The sequence below is a fragment of the Desulfosporosinus nitroreducens genome (genome assembly GCF_023897015.1).
GTDB lineage: Bacteria > Bacillota > Desulfitobacteriia > Desulfitobacteriales > Desulfitobacteriaceae > Desulfosporosinus > Desulfosporosinus nitroreducens.
Genome location: NZ_JAMHFY010000005.1, coordinates 88,605 through 105,901 on the forward strand (window position 1 = coordinate 88,605; position 17,297 = coordinate 105,901).

General features: G+C 45.6%; 19 protein-coding genes. 1 reads left to right on the plus strand and 18 read right to left on the minus strand.

Translation table 11 applies throughout. From position 1 onward, the window contains the following. Window positions 1-144: 144 nt before the first annotated feature. The 4 genes from M8E35_RS07480 to M8E35_RS07495 are packed head-to-tail and all read right to left on the minus strand — an operon-like array spanning window position 145 to window position 1,397. Window positions 145-381, minus strand: coding sequence for a hypothetical protein (locus M8E35_RS07480; RefSeq protein ID WP_252468219.1), 237 nt, complete (start codon window positions 379-381; stop codon window positions 145-147). Window positions 382-389: 8 nt separating this feature from the next. Continuing rightward, on the minus strand, window positions 390-1,022 hold the full coding sequence (nrfD, locus tag M8E35_RS07485) for an NrfD/PsrC family molybdoenzyme membrane anchor subunit (RefSeq protein WP_252468221.1): 633 nt from the start codon (window positions 1,020-1,022) through the stop codon (window positions 390-392). Next, window positions 979-1,170 carry an NrfD/PsrC family molybdoenzyme membrane anchor subunit gene (gene nrfD, locus M8E35_RS07490; protein ID WP_252468223.1) on the minus strand — a complete coding sequence of 64 codons (192 nt, stop codon included), beginning with the start codon at window positions 1,168-1,170 and terminating at the stop codon, window positions 979-981. Before nrfD (M8E35_RS07490) ends, nrfD (M8E35_RS07485) begins: the two co-directional genes overlap by 44 nt. After that, a complete protein-coding gene (locus M8E35_RS07495) occupies window positions 1,140-1,397 on the minus strand; it encodes a hypothetical protein (RefSeq protein WP_252468225.1) in 258 nt (85 codons plus the stop codon). Before M8E35_RS07495 ends, nrfD (M8E35_RS07490) begins: the two co-directional genes overlap by 31 nt. A gap of 25 nt (window positions 1,398-1,422) precedes the next feature. Between M8E35_RS07495 and M8E35_RS07500 the strand changes: the two genes are divergently transcribed. Further along, on the plus strand, window positions 1,423-2,124 hold the full coding sequence (locus M8E35_RS07500) for an FAD:protein FMN transferase (protein WP_309446451.1): 702 nt from the start codon (window positions 1,423-1,425) through the stop codon (window positions 2,122-2,124). A gap of 209 nt (window positions 2,125-2,333) precedes the next feature. Here M8E35_RS07500 and pyrE read toward each other — a convergent pair whose 3' ends face one another. The 14 genes from pyrE to pduL form a co-directional block, all read right to left on the minus strand. Continuing rightward, complete coding sequence (gene pyrE, locus M8E35_RS07505) at window positions 2,334-2,939, minus strand: orotate phosphoribosyltransferase (protein WP_252468228.1); 606 nt, start codon at window positions 2,937-2,939, stop codon at window positions 2,334-2,336. 98 nt (window positions 2,940-3,037) lie between these two features. Beyond that, a complete protein-coding gene (gene pyrF, locus M8E35_RS07510) occupies window positions 3,038-3,763 on the minus strand; it encodes an orotidine-5'-phosphate decarboxylase (protein WP_373887428.1) in 726 nt (241 codons plus the stop codon). 83 nt (window positions 3,764-3,846) lie between these two features. Next, complete coding sequence (locus M8E35_RS07515; protein WP_252468229.1) at window positions 3,847-4,767, minus strand: dihydroorotate dehydrogenase; 921 nt, start codon at window positions 4,765-4,767, stop codon at window positions 3,847-3,849. Then, window positions 4,754-5,584, minus strand: coding sequence for a dihydroorotate dehydrogenase electron transfer subunit (locus tag M8E35_RS07520; protein ID WP_252468230.1), 831 nt, complete (start codon window positions 5,582-5,584; stop codon window positions 4,754-4,756). The genes M8E35_RS07515 and M8E35_RS07520 overlap by 14 nt, the downstream gene beginning before the upstream one ends. A 178-nt stretch (window positions 5,585-5,762) precedes the next feature. Next, entirely contained in the window at window positions 5,763-8,936 is a 3,174-nt protein-coding gene (gene carB / locus M8E35_RS07525) for a carbamoyl-phosphate synthase large subunit (RefSeq protein WP_252468231.1), read from the minus strand. A 2-nt stretch (window positions 8,937-8,938) separates the two neighbouring features. Beyond that, entirely contained in the window at window positions 8,939-10,045 is a 1,107-nt protein-coding gene (gene carA / locus M8E35_RS07530; protein WP_252468232.1) for a glutamine-hydrolyzing carbamoyl-phosphate synthase small subunit, read from the minus strand. A gap of 135 nt (window positions 10,046-10,180) precedes the next feature. After that, window positions 10,181-11,491, minus strand: coding sequence for a dihydroorotase (locus M8E35_RS07535; protein WP_252468233.1), 1,311 nt, complete (start codon window positions 11,489-11,491; stop codon window positions 10,181-10,183). Beyond that, window positions 11,478-12,413 (minus strand): aspartate carbamoyltransferase catalytic subunit, encoded by a 936-nt coding sequence (locus M8E35_RS07540; protein ID WP_252468234.1) that lies wholly within the window; start codon window positions 12,411-12,413, stop codon window positions 11,478-11,480. The genes M8E35_RS07535 and M8E35_RS07540 overlap by 14 nt, the downstream gene beginning before the upstream one ends. Before the next feature lie 189 nt (window positions 12,414-12,602). Then, on the minus strand, window positions 12,603-13,163 hold the full coding sequence (pyrR, locus tag M8E35_RS07545) for a bifunctional pyr operon transcriptional regulator/uracil phosphoribosyltransferase PyrR (protein ID WP_073028856.1): 561 nt from the start codon (window positions 13,161-13,163) through the stop codon (window positions 12,603-12,605). A 180-nt stretch (window positions 13,164-13,343) separates the two neighbouring features. Further along, the gene (locus M8E35_RS07550; protein ID WP_373887429.1) at window positions 13,344-14,375 is read right to left on the minus strand and encodes an RluA family pseudouridine synthase; all 1,032 of its coding nucleotides are present in this window, start codon (window positions 14,373-14,375) and stop codon (window positions 13,344-13,346) included. 98 nt (window positions 14,376-14,473) lie between these two features. Beyond that, window positions 14,474-14,950, minus strand: a complete 477-nt coding sequence (lspA, locus tag M8E35_RS07555) for a signal peptidase II (RefSeq protein WP_252468235.1) — start codon at window positions 14,948-14,950, stop codon at window positions 14,474-14,476. Between the two features lie 296 nt (window positions 14,951-15,246). Next, a complete protein-coding gene (locus M8E35_RS07560; RefSeq protein WP_373887431.1) occupies window positions 15,247-15,909 on the minus strand; it encodes a TraR/DksA C4-type zinc finger protein in 663 nt (220 codons plus the stop codon). Between the two features lie 35 nt (window positions 15,910-15,944). After that, window positions 15,945-16,295, minus strand: a complete 351-nt coding sequence (locus tag M8E35_RS07565; RefSeq protein WP_252468238.1) for a DUF5665 domain-containing protein — start codon at window positions 16,293-16,295, stop codon at window positions 15,945-15,947. Window positions 16,296-16,690: 395 nt separating this feature from the next. Then, the gene (gene pduL / locus M8E35_RS07570; protein ID WP_252468240.1) at window positions 16,691-17,269 is read right to left on the minus strand and encodes a phosphate propanoyltransferase; all 579 of its coding nucleotides are present in this window, start codon (window positions 17,267-17,269) and stop codon (window positions 16,691-16,693) included. Window positions 17,270-17,297 lie beyond the last annotated feature (28 nt).

Below are 17,297 nucleotides of genomic sequence, written 5' to 3' on the forward strand. Positions count from 1 at the left end.
TATCACAAAGGATAGCATTTGTCATTGAGATTTTTTCCATTTTCAAATACCATCTTCACTGAAAAGGAGGCTTTACAGCTCAGTTATGTGAGCTGTAAAGCCCCAGTTCTGCCGTATACATTTGTACCGAACGCTGCAGACACACTACAGCTTTCGTGTATTGACAGTCGTCCCAAGATTAAGTTTACCGAATCCCAAATTCAATAAGAGTGCCCCTAAGGATACGATTCCTAAAGACAACCCGATTTCAAGCAAAGAAGGAACATAGGGTCCTGTTATCCCGCCATAAACAGGTGCTCCCGGCAAGATAATCAATGGGTTAAACAACTGGGCCTGAAGCAGATTTGATTTAATGAGATAGATTGCTACAAGAGCGATCACCGCACCGCCTAATAGTACACATGCCTTCGGGAGGTTCCTTGTTTGGCTAAAAGCACAATCGCAGTGACAAGATCGACCATCTCTAACCAGAAACCAACGGCCCCTTTTCCTGCGACCAACCATATGAAGGCTATATAGTCTTCTCCACTACCTGGATAAAGACTAATCAATACTTCAGCAACCACTATGATGAGCTCGACGCAAAGCAACACAGCTGTTAGTTTGCCAATCTTAGCGAGTAGACCAATTGGCATCTTAATATAACCGCTCTTATTCAGGATATGGCTAAGAATCATCAATGAAGCTAGAGCGGCTACCAATGCAGCAATCAAGAAAGACAAAGGCTGTGCCGGAGTATTCCATAGGGGTCTAGCCACTTGGAAACTGAACACAAATGAAGTTACCGTTACAAGAATACCCGCAATGAAAGCAACCACAGCTATCCCTTTTACCCCTTTTTCTTCGATTTTACCTTCATTCAGTAAAATAAGCTGACGGGTAAAGATAATGGAAATCACCATATACGAAGCCAACATGATGAAATCCCAAAACATCGGTGAACTCCAATTTCCGCTGGTGATAAACAACCAGGCCCGTTCAGGATTTCCGATGTCCACGATGATGTAGAGACGCGGCAACAATACTGGCTACCGCCCCCAGATAGGAGGCAATCCGACTATAGGGCTTAAACTCTTCGAGCTTAAAAAGATAAGGTGTCGCTGCAAAAAGCAGGCTCCCAGCAGCAATCCCGGTGAAAATCATAAAGCCGACGATATAGAGTCCCCACAAGGGAGAGCCTCTCCCCCCCAAGCGTCAGCAAAGGCGAACTCTGCATCTGCATTAATTTGTCCGGCCAATCCAATATGTTCAAGCTTCTGCAGATAGAGTGCACAAGCTTCTGCGCCCAAAGTACTTGAGAAATACTGGATTGCCATCTCTGGGATTTCCTTAGATGTCCCCTGTTCGACTGCATCGGTAATCTTTATCAATAGCTGAAATAATAATTGATTCTCCATCAATTGTAACTCCTCATTTCATCTAATTCAGCGTTCTTTGGAAGCGGGAAAACTTACGAAAGGGATCTTCGACCCAACCATAGGCCCTTTGGTTCAGCTCTGGCGAAAAGCCAAATCAGAAGAAACTCTCCCTTCCTCTGATGAAATACAAAAGATCTTGACCTTAGTTGACTATAAAAAGGTCATTCTTAATCCTGACCTTAAGACCGCCTTCTTGCCAACAGCTGGTATGAGCCTTGATCTGGGAGGTATAACCAAAGGATACGCTGTAGAGCAAGCGATTAATAGTCTAAACCAGGCTGGGATTTCCTCTGCTATGGTAGTAGCCGGTGGAAACATCTCTACCATCAACACCAAACCTGACGGCACTCCTTGGCGGGTAGGTATAAAGGATCCTCAAAAGCCCGACTGTATAATCGGCTATTTGGAACCCATAAATCAAGTTGTCGATACTTCTGGGAATTATGAACGTTTTTTTACTCTAGAGGAAAAAAGATACGGACAAGTTCTAAATCCTCGGACAGGCCGCCCCGCCGAAAGATTTGCCAGCTGTACTATTATGACTGATAGCCCTACTATGGCCGATGCGTTATCCACCGCGCTTCTAATTCTTGGAACAGAAGGGTTAACCTTAGTGAATGATTTACCCAATACTCAGGCCATTCTCATTGATTCCGATGGATTACAGTTTATGTCTCCTGGGTTAAAGGATTTGCTGAAAAAATAGAAGCCCTCGCACAAATCAAAAGGAGCTGGTTGGAATCTTTGCTTCCAGCCTGCTCCTTTTACTGTTAGTAGAAACCTATATCCTTTTCAACGACTCTCAGGGTAGTCCACCACAAATAGATTGTCTTTTCATAATTGCAACAAGAGAACTGTCCCCTTAACTGGCTCTGGCCAGAGAAGAGACGGTTCTTTTGTCTTGCTTTATCATAATCAGATCTTTCTGCTTCCGGGTTTGATAGCAGGGATTCCCTGAGCACAAAGTGGGCAATCTTGAGCTTCATAAGCTTGGATACTTAACTGAATGATTGAAGATTGAGGTAAACCAAAATCTACTTTACCACCTGAACGATCGACGAGTACTCCTACACCCAAGGCAGTGGCTCCGAATTCCTGAACAACTGTCAGTACTTCTCGAACTGAACCACCAGTCGTTATGACATCTTCTACTACCAATACTCTTTCTCCTGGGGATATAGTAAATCCTCTGCGCAAGCGCATGATTCCATTTTCTCTCTCTGTAAATAAAGACCTGACTCCTAAGGCTTTAGCAACTTCATGGGCTACCAAAATCCCCCCCGTTGCAGGTCCGATTACAGTTTGTACGTCCATGTCCCGAAATTGCGATGCTAACCCCTCTGCTAGGATCGCTGCTCGATCTGGATACTGAAGCACTTGAGCACACTGCATGTATTGGGAACTGTGTTTGCCTGAGGTTAAAAGGAAATGCCCCTCCAACAGAGCCTCACTTTTCCTAAATATATCCAGGTACTCATCCGGTGTAAGTGGCATCTTGTTATTGTTTGATAGTTGCGCCATTATTTCTTAATCTCTCCTTTTTCTACTGTACCTTAATCTTCACCTGCACTACGTTCTGAACTCTGGCAAGCAAATTCCTAACTCAACCTGAAATTCAGTTATTCCCAAAGTCGCTCCAAGGCTTGACGAGGATCCTCAGAACGAGTAATCGGTCTCCCGATAACAAGATACGAACTTCCGGCTGCCAAGGCCTCAGTGGGTGTAAGTACCCGCGCTTGATCCTGCGCATCGCTCCATGCAGGGCGAATTCCCGGTGTGACAATCAAAAAATTAGCTTTTGTGTTTTTCCTGATATCCTTCGCCTCTCTAGCTGAAGCGACCACTCCATCCAGCCCTGCCTTCTCTGCTAGCTTCGCCAGTTCGACAACATGCTCACGAAGGTTCCGCTGAACCCCCATTTCTAGTCTGAATTGATCTTCCGACATGCTGGTCAGGACTGTAACTCCGATCACCTTGGGGACACTTCCCAGCTTGCTTCCTTCTTCTTGTACAGCGCTAGCAGCCCTTGCCATCATGTCATATCCGCCGCTGCAATGGACATTGATCATGTCAACTCCGCATTGAACGAATCCTCGTATCGCTCGTTCCACCGTTGTAGGTATATCGTGAAGCTTCAAGTCCAGAAAGATGGGGAAACCCAGAGCTTTCAATTCGTGGATCATTGCCGGCCCAGTATACGCGTACAGTTCCAACCCTACTTTAAGCCAACACCCGCTGCCTTGAAGTGCCCTAGCTATGGCCAATGCTTCCTCGCGCCCTTGAACATCCAAGGCTGCCATGACGCGCTGATTATTAGATATCACTTCCACACGATAACCCTCCATTTCCAACTTCCGCAACTCACAGGCTAGCCTTTATACTCTATCACAGTTACACATATGTTTTCTAAAGCTATACTTATTTAACGCTAAGCTCTATGCGCTAATCCCACTAAATCATGCACAGACGCAAGTCCGCGTTTTTCACAGTAGTCTTGGATTCCCTGCAGAATCTCCAAGGGGGCCTGAGGATTGATAAAATTCCCTGTACCAATACTTACAGCCGTCGCACCTGCCAGCATAAATTCCACAGCATCCTGCCATGTAGTAATTCCACCCATTCCAATGATCGGTAAATCAACGGCCTGAAAGACTTGCCAAACCATTCGTACTGCAACTGGTCGAATGGCCGGCCCTGAAAGTCCTCCAAACGTATTGGCTAAGACAGGACGTTGTTGATTTATATCAATATGCATCCCTAACAATGTATTGATAAGAGATAGAGCATCTGCTCCGCCAAGTTGGACCGCGCGCGCCATCCCCACAATATCTGTGACATTGGGCGAGAGCTTGGCAATAACTGGGAGGTCGGTTTCAGCCTTCACTGCCGCAATGACTTCTTGCGCGCTCTGAGGATCCGTGCCAAAATGCATCCCGCCATGTTTAACATTAGGGCAGGAGATGTTCACCTCCAGCGCAGCTAATCCAGAATCCTTTTGTAACGCTCGAGCCAATAGCACATAATCCTCCAGGGAAAAACCAGAAATATTAGCAATCGCCGCAGTAGGCAGTTTCTGAACCTTAGGCAGATAGGATTTCAGGAATTCTTCCAGCCCTGGGTTTTCCAATCCGACAGCATTTAGTAACCCTGCCGGTGTTTCCGCCAGCCGGGGAACAGGGTTTCCCAGGCGAGGCAAGGGAGTAATCCCCTTTAGGGTTATTCCCCCTAAGGCCTCCGGCGGACAATAGGCTGCATACTCCTCTCCAAATCCATAGGTACCGGAACAAGTCAGGATTGGATTTCTTAACGTTATACCTGCAAACTGAGTTGATAAATTAACAGGACTCATCCCACACAACCTCCTCCCCCCGAAAAACCGGCCCATCCTGACATACTTTTTTATGAATCAACACTCCAGCTTCATCGATCAAGGTGCACACACACCCCAAACAGGCTCCAACCGCGCAACCCATACGTTCTTCCAGCGAAACTTCCACAGATACTTTATAGTTTTTACACAGTTCTGTCACGGCCTGCATCATCTTCTTTGGACCGCACGCAGCTGCCCTAATATGGCCTCCGCTCGCAGCAGAAGACTTCTCCAATAGCTCTTGGGCCTGCCCAGTCACGAGCCCCTTTTGTCCAAGACTTCCGTCAAGCGTACTTAGGTGCAGAGGAATACCCAGAGCTTTCCACGAAGAAAGACCAGCACTCTCTAGAAAGGACTTGTTTTCTCCTCCCCAAAACAAACGCACTGTCAAACCCTGAGTCAGCGCCCTATGAGCTAAAGGATAAAGCGGGAATATCCCAATTCCTCCGGCAACCAACCACAACTCCCCTTTTTCCGGTAAAGAAAAGCCCTTTCCTAAGGGCCCCATAACACTTAGTTTATCTCCACACTTTGCTCTCGCCAGAATTTCGGTTCCCCGACCTTGAATCCGGTAGAGCAAAGTAATTTCGTCGCGTTCAGAAGAGATTCCGGCTATACTAATGGGTCGCCGCAATAAGGGGTCAAACGAGGAGATGGATGAATCCTGAACTTGGATCGCAACGAATTGCCCTGCTTGCGCAGTTCGGGCGATCGGTCCCTTCAGAACCAATCTCCTGAGTCTTTGCTCCTCATCCCCCAAGCTTTCGTGAACAACTACCTGACCTTCGGTAAGCATGGCAACCTCCTTCTGTTATCATCGAGGCCCGATGCGAAGTCCGATGTCCGGACATGAACCTCACTTTTCACATTCGGGCCTCATACAGGTTTAGTAAACTTCTGATGAAGTAAGTTTTCTACACTTTGATATCGAAAGCACTATGCGGGCTTCGTGCCTCGTGCAACTGACTTCGAATCTACAGCGGCAAAAGACCCGGCGAAATGCTTTCGATCACTTGGAGCAAGGCTGCAGCGGTATCCAAGCTTGTAAAGCAAGGAATTCCATGTTCCACGGCTGCTCTTCGGATTGCAAAACCGTCACTTGCCTGTGCTCGACCATGGGTAGTTGTATTAAGGACATATTGAATCTTTTGTTTGCGGATGCCATCAATGATTTCATTTGAGCCGTCATGCAACTTAGCAATCGTTTCAACCCTTATTCCCTCATTCTTTAAATAACGAGTTGTGCCTTCTGTCGCTAAGATGCGGAACCCAATTTCAGCGAACCGCCGAGCAAGAGCCACCCCTTCCGCTTTATCACGATCTGCCAAGGTTATCAACACAGAACCGTAAGTTGTAAAGGAGAGTCCCGCTCCTAGCAGAGCTTTGTAGAGAGCCTTTTCATAGGTCCTGTCCATTCCCATCACTTCACCAGTCGATTTCATCTCAGGTCCTAAGGACGGTTCGACCCGTTGAAGCTTGGAGAAGGAAAACACAGGCGCCTTAACGGCAACCCGATTACCAATTGGCCAGAGACCGAGAGGGATCCCTATGTCTTCCCATTTCCTGCCTAAGATTACTTGGGTCGCCCAGTCTACGATCGGGATTCCAGTGACTTTACTCAAAAAGGGAACCGTACGGCTTGAGCGAGGGTTAACTTCCAGGACAAAGAGTTCCTTATGATAAATCACATATTGGATGTTCAGTAACCCTTTGATTTTTAAGGATCGTGCTAACGATTCTGTTAAAGCAATGATACGGTCTTGCATACTTATGTCTAGGGTTTGAGGCGGATAGACCGCGATAGAATCTCCGGAATGAACGCCGGCCCGCTCTAAATGTTCCATAATCCCGGGGATAAAGACGTTTTCTCCATCCGAGATGGCATCAACCTCCACCTCAGTCCCGAGCAGATATTGGTCCATCCAGATCTCCTGATCTGAGGATGCGGACAAGGCACGCTTGATAACAGGCTCTAATTCCTTCTCTTCATACACAATGTCCATAGCCCTTCCACCTAAAACATAGGAAGGGCGAACCACCAAAGGAAACCCTATCTCTTGGGCAATACGTTGCACTTGCTCCATATTCGTTGCCCCGCCTCCGTGTGGTCGCTTAGCTCCAAGTTCTTGCAGAACGCGATCAAAGGTTCCGCGCTCCTCTGCCCGGTCGATGTCTTCAACCGTCGTACCCAAAATCTTATATCCGCGACTTGCCAGTCCGCTTGCTAAACCTATTGCTGTCTGCCCGCCAAATTGAACGACCACACCATCGGGCTTTTCTTTATCCAAAATCTCTGAAACATCCTCTAAGGTCAAGGGCTCGAAATAAAGCCGATCAGCTGTGTCAAAGTCTGTGGAAACCGTCTCAGGATTGTTATTAATAATAATACTTTCGAAACCAGCTTTTCTCAAGGCCAGCACGGCATGAACTGAGCAATAGTCAAATTCTATACCCTGCCCAATTCGGATCGAGCCTGACCCTAAGACAACTACTTTGGGCAGTTTATGAACTTCCCCTTCATCCTCAACGTCATAGCAAGAATAAAAGTAAGGGGTTGTCGCTTCAAACTCTCCTGCACAGGTATCGACCATTTTAAAAACGGGTCGAATGCTATGCTTCATTCTAAACTGATGTACTTCTTCTTCGGTACTCTTCCAGAGGGAAGCAATCTCTTGATCTGAGAATCCAAGCCGTTTGACACGGAGCAATGCCTGTTCATCCCAAGGCGTGTTTGCTATGGACGTTGTCTCATCGACTAAGCGTTTGAGTATATTCAAATAGTAGCGATTCCAGCCTGTCTCTTGAACCAACCACTCCACCGTCCAGCCGCGTTTTAAGCACTCGGCAAAAACGAATAGCTGCCGATCATCGGGTTCTAGGCAGGCAGTTTTAAGTTCGGCATCTGAAAGACGCTCAAGCTCGAACAACCGGACCCCATACACTTTTATATCGAGAGAACGGATGGCTTTAAGCATGGCAGTTTCTAAGTTCCGACCGATACCCATGACTTCACCGGTTGCCTTCATCTGGGTTCCTAAATGACGGTCAGCATCCGTAAATTTATCAAAAGGCCAGCGTGGGAATTTAACTACTACATAGTCTAGAGCCGGTTCAAAACAAGCTGATGTTTTTCCTGTAACCGCATTTTTAAGTTCTGTCAGCGCATAACCCAAAGCTATTTTAGCTGCGACCTTAGCGATCGGATACCCTGTCGCTTTAGAAGCCAGGGCACTGGAACGGCTTAAACGGGGATTGACCTCGATCACGACATATTCCATTCGTGAGGGATGGAGTGCAAATTGGACATTACAGCCCCCTTCAATACCCAAGCCATTTACAATTCGCAAAGACGCACTGCGCAGGGTTTGAACCTCTCGATCCGTCAAGGTCTGACAGGGTGCAACAACAATACTGTCCCCCGTATGTATTCCTACCGGGTCCATGTTTTCCATATGACAAATCGTGATACAGTTTCCGACCCCATCGCGTAAGACTTCAAACTCAACTTCCTTCCAACCAGCCACACTCCGTTCCACGAGGATCTGACTGATAAGACTTGCCTGCAAGCCGCTTTCTGCAATTTGCTTAAGTTCAGCAACGTTTTGGACAATTCCTCCGCCGGTACCACCTAAGGTAAAGGCTGGCCGTACAATAAGAGGGTATCCAGTTTTATCGGCGAATATTAGCGCATCTTCAACATGAGATACAATCATACTTTCCGGAATTGGTTCACCCAGCTCTTTCATCAAGGCCCGAAAGCTCTCTCGGTCTTCTGCTTGATCAATGCTTTTAAGAGAGGTTCCCATCAAGGTGACTTCACAACGCTCCAAAACCCCTCTTTTAGCAAGCTGATAAGCCAAGTTCAGCCCGGTTTGCCCTCCCATAGTAGGGATCAACCCGTCCGGCCGCTCCCGCTCAATAATCCGTTCCACGGATTCCACCGTCAGTGGTTCTATATAGACTCTATCTGCTGTTTCTCGATCCGTCATAATCGTGGCAGGATTGGAATTTACCAGAATGACCTCTACCCCTTCTTCGCGCAGAGCCCGACAGGCCTGCGTGCCGGCGTAGTCAAACTCAGCCGCCTGCCCAATTACTATGGGGCCAGATCCAATTACCAGAACCTTTTTCCACTCTTTCTTGGGCATGCTTATCGTCTCCCTTTTTGTGTCGAACTTCTCAAGACAATATCCTTGAAATGGTCGAAAATTTCCGCGTTTTCCTCTGGTCCCGGAGCGCCTTCCGGATGAAATTGTACGGACAGAACAGGATAAGTTAGGTGCTCCATCCCTTCTACAGTTCCATCATTAAGATTGCGCAAGGTGACTTCAAAACCGGACCCTGTCAAAGAAGCTTCCTCTACAGCGTAGCCATGGTTTTGGGAGGTCATAGTTGCTTTTCCTGAACGAATATCGATGACCGGATGATTTCCACCGCGATGCCCATAGGGAAGTTTATAGGTTTTTCCACCTGCGGCCAAGGCCAAGAGTTGATGCCCTAAGCAGATACCCAAAACCGGCAACTTATCATACAACTTGCGCACCATGGCAATTCCTTCAGACAATTCTTCCGGATCTCCGGGACCATTGCTTAAAACCAATCCACTTGGCCGATGTCTTAGAATTTCTTCAGCCGTTGACCTGGCGGGGAATACCATGATTCGGAACTCTCTCTTCTGCAGGTTGCGAATAATATTTCGTTTCACTCCAAAATCCAATACCGCGATTAAGGGACCAGATCCTGGAATTTCATAAGCTTCTTTTACCGTTGACCGATAGACCCAGTGTTCACTTTTATCCTCTATTTTCCTTTGGGAATTGGCCCAGTACTCTATTCCTGCCTCTTGCGTTTGAACTAATAAGCCGGGAAGTGTTCCAAATTGCCTTAAATACCTGGTCAAAGCCCGTGTATCTACACCCTTTAAGCCCTGAACCCCATGCTGTTGGCAATAATCCTCTAAAGACCCCTCACCATGCAGACTCCCCTCACCTTCAGAAAGTTCTCGAACGATAAGTCCCTGCAAGCGAGTTTTATCTGCTTCATTTTCTTCATGGTGCCAGCCATAGTTTCCGATTAGAGGTTGAGTTAAGACCAGTATCTGACCGGCGTAAGATAAATCTGTTACCATTTCTTGATAGCCACTCATAGACGTATTGAAGACGACTTCCTGCTCTTTCAGCTGTGCAGAACTCTTCGACCATTCCCCAAACTCTTTTCCCTCAAAGGTTGTCCCATCCTTGAAAACGAGATAAGCCACCTTCGACACTTCCTCTCTCTGCGTAGTCTTCATTCTCACATTCTTTTAGCTAACACTTATCTAGCACTAGCACTTAATTTTTAAACACTTTACCCACACTCTATTGATTTTCTTATCGAAGACGTTTAAAGTTCACTAAATAACTGTTCTATCTCTCTGTACAAGCCTGCCTTCAACCCAGACCATCACAGGGAATCCTTGCATAGTCTTCCCCAAGAAAGGGGTATTGCGCGCTTTTGAAACCAGTTTAGCTGGCTCAATCACTTCCGAGAAATCCGGATCAAAGAGCACCATATCTGCCGAAGTTCCAGGCTTTAATGATCCCCCAGTCAGACCAAATCTCTGCGCTGGGGTATCGCTCCAAGCCTCAATCACCCGGTCTAAGGACAGGCGTCCTGGTAAGACTAAATACTGCCATACCGCACTTAATGCGGTCTCTAAACTAGCAATTCCAAAAGGTGCTTCCGCAAATGGGCGTGCTTTTTCTGCCTGAGTGTGTGGGGCATGGTCGGTGGCAATCATGTCTAGCGTTCCATCTCTAAGTCCTTCAATAAGGGCTTCACGATCTCCCCTGGAACCCAGTGGAGGATTAACTTTAAGAGCTGTATCAGTGATACCTATCTCTTCATCACAGAAAATTAGATGGTGAGGATTGACTTCTGCCGTGACATCGACCCCTCGTGCTTTAGCTTTTCGAATTAACTCTACACTCTCTGCTGTCGAGATATGGGCCAGATGAAGCTTCCCTCCAGTTTCCTCAGCTAGGATTAAATCCCTGGCAACGATCACGCTTTCTGCACTGGCTGGAATTCCTCTTAACCCCATCCGCCCGGAAGCAACTCCACGGCGCATCAGACCTTCTCCAGCTAAATCTTTATCCTCGCAATGACTGATAATCGGAAATCCGGTGAGTTTAGCATATTCCAAAGCAAGCCGCATAACTTCCGAGCTCTGAATATTTTTGCCGTCATCGGAAAAGGCAACAGCTCCACCCTCTTTCATATCTGCCATCTCGACCAGTTCACTGCCCAGCATTCCTTTAGTAACCGTCCCAATTGGCAGTACATGGGCATACCCGGCACGTTCTCCCTGTCTGCATACGAATTCAATCAAAGCCCGATTATCAATAGGCGGTTGGGTGTTAGCCATCGCCATAATCGTCGTAAACCCGCCTCGTACTGCGGCACGTGATCCACTCAAAATATCTTCTTTATCTTCTTGTCCTGGTTCACGTAAATGAGTGTGTACATCTATAAGCCCCGGGAAAAGAAATTTACCTTTTCCATTTATCGTCTCCAGTGATTCACCCTGTGCTTTTTCTAAAACTTCCTTTTCTGTCAATGAAGATGAAATTCCTAAAACTTGCCCGCCTTTGACGAGAACATCCCGGGGAGCAGAAATTTTCTGACTTGGATCTATAACCCAGACGTCTTTAAGCCACCACATTGCTAGACCCTCCTATCAGTAAATAAATTAGCGCCATACGAATCGCCACACCGTTCGTGACTTGACGCTCAATTAGAGCGTCTACACTGTTTGCTACGTCATCCGAAATTTCTACGCCTCGGTTCATCGGTCCAGGGTGTAATACGATGCTCTGTTTTCCGGTTTTCTTAAGACGCTCTGTCGTCAATCCATAGAGATGGCTATACTCACGCAGGCTGGGAAGTAGCCCGCTTTTCTGCCGTTCAAGTTGGAGACGAAGAGCCATGACAATATCCGCTCCTGGTAAAGCGCTGTCCAGATCATGAGTTATTTTAACTCCGAGGCCCTCCATTTCGGCAGGAACTAAAGTTGGAGGACCTGCAAAAGTCACATTGACTCCCATTTTTTGAAGGCACCAAGCATTACTGCGAGCTACCCTGGAATGCAATACGTCCCCAACGATGACAACGTTCTTTCCTTCTAATTCCCCAAGATTCTCCTGCATTGTGAAAATATCTAATAGAGCTTGGGTTGGATGGGCATGCTGGCCATCTCCAGCATTGATCACCGCAGGATCGAGGATATCGGCTAAAAATTTGGCAGACCCTGAACTGGGATGCCGCAGAATTACCACATCAGCGCGCATCGCCTGAATGGTCTTAGCGGTATCATATAAGCTTTCACCTTTACTTACACTGCTCTGAGCAACAGCTATACTTGTCGTATCCGCCCCTAATACCTTGGCAGCCATTTCGAAGGAGGTTCGAGTCCGTGTACTTGCTTCATAGAATAGATTAACTACCGATTTTCCTTTTAATGTAGGCAATTTCTTAATTGGGCGCATGAGAATTTCTTTCATCACCTTCGCCGTATGCAGAATATGACGAATTTCCTCCACACTCATATCTTCAATCGCCAGAATGTCTTTACGCTGCCATTTCATCAGTAAACCTCCCTAATTTTTTCCATCTCTTATTATCTCTAATGAATTTGTGATTATCCCTCGCCTTATATCCCTAAAACATAAAAATCCTCGTCCCGTAGAGAGGGAGAGGATTTAAACATAGGCATAACCTATATCCGCTCGCCCCTTGGTCATCTCTCTGGATAACATTTAAAGGGTAACGTTGGTTTATTTTATATTAATATCATCTCGTTCCAGAAGAAGTATGTCTTCCTCCCCATCCACTTCCTTGAGCCGTACAGCTACGACTTCTCGTCGCGAAGTGGGCAGGTTCTTCCCAACATAATCTGCTCGGATAGGCAATTCTCGGTGTCCTCGATCCACAAGCACGGCCAGCTGAATTCGTTCAGGTCTTCCAATATCCATCGTTGCATCCAGAGCCGCACGCGCCGTCCGTCCAGTATAGAGTACATCATCAATCAGAATCACGGCTTTGCCTTCAATACTTACCGGAATATCCGTTTCATGAACGACTGGATGGATATCGATAGTACTTAGGTCATCGCGATAAAGAGTAATATCCAGAATTCCCAAAGGTACTTTTACCCCCTCGAATTCTTCAATATACTTTTGAATCCGTTCTGCCAGCGGCACCCCTCTGCGACGAATCCCTACCAAGACAAGTTTATCAGTTCCTTTATTCTTTTCTACAATTTCATGAGCAATACGAGTTACCGCCCTGCGAATTCCATCCGCATCTAAAATTTTACTTTTTATTGTTCCTTCCAAGGCCACTAACTCCTTTCTCCCTGGGACATCTTCGCTCTGCAGATCTAAAAAAATGTAACAAAAAAACCGTCTGAAAAGCAGACAGTTCTCTCACATTTCCGTCTGCCTTCCCAAGCCTCTCGGGACTTCATTAAAGGCCATAACACTTGTCACTAAGTTTACTTTAGGATTAACCAAAAGTCAATGAGATGATTGGGTGATGCGTAATTTTTCAATGAGAGCTGAAAAACTTTTGGGCACAGGGGCATCGAACTTCATCCATACCCCACTGCGCGGATGAACAAAACCCAGGCGTGCGGCATGGAGCATTTGTCCTTTAAGCCCATAAAGATTTCGTTTGGGTCCATATACAGGATCCCCTAGAACCGGATGCTTAATATAGGTCATATGCACACGGATCTGATGTGTTCTGCCGGTCTCTAAGCGAACTTCCAAATATGAAGTCTCACTAAAACGTTCCAAAACAGTATAATGTGTTACAGCTAGTTTGGAATGATGCATTACCACAGCCATACGTTTACGATCTGATGGATCACGTCCAATCGGTGCATCAACCGTCCCAGAGGGTTCAAGCAAGACCCCGTGAACCAGCGCTAAGTATTTCCGCTCCATCGTATGCGCTTTAAGTTGCGTAGCTAGACCTTGGTGAGCTGTATCGTTCTTAGCAACCACCAAAATCCCCGATGTATCTTTATCAATACGATGTACGATACCAGGACGTAAAACTCCGTTAATTCCGGAAAGATTATCACAATGAAATAACAAGGCATTAACCATCGTTCCTGTCCAGGCACCCGGAGCAGGGTGGACAACCATTCCCTGAGGTTTGTTCACAACCAAAACATCCTCATCCTCGTAAAGGATCTCAAGGGGGATATTTTCGGGTTCAGCCGTTGACTCTCTTGGAGCAGGGATCATCACTTCAATCTTATCCCCTGTGTGCACTTTATAATTTGCCTTTTTAGCTAACCCGTTAACCATAATACACTCTTGTGTAATGAGTCCTTGAACGAAAGACCTGCTCTTCCCTAAAACTTCAGTTACTCCAACGTCCAAGCGAATTCCTGCAGGAAGCTCAATGACTTTCTCTTCAACTGAAATGTCTGACCCTGTAGGCAAGGTTTCCTCGCTATAGGATGCTTCCTCATCATATTCAATATCAAGGTCCTCAATTTCAGAATCAATGGTAGATTCTCTAAACTCTTTTTCCACTTTTATAACCGCCAATACATTAATTATAGTTTTCAGTTTATACTTTATCCAATTTTGACACCCACTTCTGCAAGTTGGTGTACCTTTATCTGAACAATTCACTTATCGGATACGTCAAACTCTGATTTACTTGTAGCTTTTTTTTCATCCCGATAAATGGCGAGCATCAGTAACCCCACTCCTATGACAATCATACTGTCTGCGAAATTAAATACATAAGACCAAATCTGAAAATCAAGATAATCTACAACTCGTCCGATGACGAGCCTGTCATACAGGTTCCCCAGTGCTCCCCCTCCGATTATTCCTAACGCTAGTCGTGTAATCTTTTCCTTACGCGGAATACGAAACTGCCCATAAATTATCCCGCCAATTACTAGAACTGCAGTAACAATAAAAATCCAAGTTTGGCCGGCCATCAGACCAAACGCCGCGCCTGGATTAAGGACATATGTCAAATGAAAAACTTTAGGGATAACTTTCAGCGTCTCGCCAGGAATAAGGTTTGTCTGAACTAAAAATTTTATATAACGATCAATACCCCATACCCCGATGATTGTAAGCCAAACCAACAACCGTCCAACCTCCCTCTTTCCCCTAATCTTAACACAGGGCTCTAAGTGGGGCAAACTAATCATGAGCGGATGTAGAAGCCAAAATACAATGCATTGCGTCAATGAGCGCAGGAGACTGCACAAGAATTGCTTAGTGTCGAAATGCGCCGGTGCATACCGACTTGATCCTCTATTCCAAAGGATACATTCCGGCGCAAGATTAACGAACACGATAGTGTCCTGGGGACACTATCTCCAAAGGAGTGGACTCATAGGAACACTCATTCTCATAAAGTGTGCTCTCATAAGCTTTCAGCTTAAGTTCGTCCGTGCTCTTTGCTATAATGAATAGTATTTACTCGTCCTTCTGGTTCTCTCTGGGTTTCAATGGTTTCAATATACTCAACTGCCCCAATCGTTTCATCTGAGTCTTCATAAAGATTGTTTGGATCTGAGATATCTCTGTTAGTCCCTAAATCTTGAAGGGAATCCGAGGTTCCATAGCGCGCTACTGCCTGCCAAGAATCTTCACCATCAAACTCCACACGATCTGTCCCGTCATTAAAGGTTCTGGAAAAGGGCCGATTCAAGATTTCATTTTCTACTGGATCACGATGTAATGAATGTTGCTCTTCCTCCTCTTCTTCGCGGCTGCACTCAGCACATACCGTAGTATAGGGCAGTATCTCGAGTCTTTCATACGGAATCTCTTGACCGCAGTGTTCACACTTTGCATATTCCCCTTTTTCAAAACGTTCCAAAGCGCCATCGATTGCTCCAATCCTATGGTTTAACCGATCATGTTCTGCGACATCACGAGACCGCTGATATACTTCTGTTCCAACATCTGCTGGATGATTGTCCACAAGCGACAATTCGCCTAAAGAATCTTTCATATCCCCGCTAAATAGTTCTGCAGCAGTTTCCATTATCTCAGCTCTTTCATCACGAAGCGTTTTGATCAGTTTATCGTAATGCATTTGCTTTTTCAATTAAACTCGCCTCCTAATCCTATCTAGGGCTGATTAACATACTTACTAAGTTCTGCAATAAACCCTCCAATAACTGGCAGATTCAAGACAACTATCCTTTTTAACAGAAAATAAGCAAATCCTGCGAGCAGTCCCGCACCAAGCGCTGTTCCCAATCCTCGAATGAGACCAACCAGGAAATTAAACCAAAGCATTCGTCCTGGACGATTCAAATACCCGATATATTCCGCTAATCTCATTTTTTCCAGAGTCTCTGCCAATAAAATAACCTGATGTCTTAACCCAGCCAACTCCTGCTCATTTAAGAGATCTGAGCTTTCTTTATTTGCTGAAAGTTTCACGGTCAATTTATTATCTTCATTTGGAATGGCCATGTTATCCACCTCACGTTAAAACATCTATTTTAGTGTTCCCACGTCTTAAAAATTTACACTGATCGACAAATTTTATAAACAGTGCATAAAACACCCACTTTCAGAGTGAGTGTCTAAACAATTAAATGTATCGAGACTTACGAAATAAACCCTTAAAGAATAGTATAACTTTGTTACACATATATGTATAACTAATTTTTTAATTTTGATGAAACGCAAAAAATAAAAGGCTATAATAGACACTTTTATGAAGTGATTATTATAGCCTTTTAAAAAGGTTATTATTTCATTCTAAGACCACCCAAACCGAACCTTTAATTCCGATAAGAATTTCTTACTCGTACCAGTTCTTTTAGCTCACTGCCAAGATAAAAAATACTTAGGAAGTCCCTATGCTAGTTCAAATAAACCTCAAGTTGTTGACCATTTGCCAAGCCAAATGCATTACCCTCATCCGTATCTACATGTAAATCAAGAGCGTACTCGGGATTAACGCGAACCAGTACCTGATCTAACACTCCACCCCGAGGACCCTGTACAATGGCACGGATATGTTGTCCGTCTTTCAACGAATATTTCTTAGCATCTTCTGGAGTCATGTGGAGATGGCGAGCCGCAATAATAACACCTTGCTCCATATGGATACGTCCCTTTGGGCCTTCGACATCAATGCCTGGCGATCCTTCAAGCTTACCAGAATCTCGAACCGGAGGTTTTAAACCAACTTTAAAGGTATCCGTTCCTGTAAGCTCTACTTGAGAAGCTTTCCTAGCAGGCCCTAAAACCCTGACTCCCGATATTTTGCCTTTTGGTCCAATGAGAGTAACCGTCTCTTCACAGGCATATTGGCCAGGCTGACTCAGATCTTTCATCTTTGTTAAAGAGTACCCCACTCCAAATAGCGCTTCAATATGCTCCTGTGATAAATGAATGTGACGATTAGAAATACCAACGGGGACTTTGAAAGTTTCCATTGAGTACATCCCTCCCTATTAATAGTAT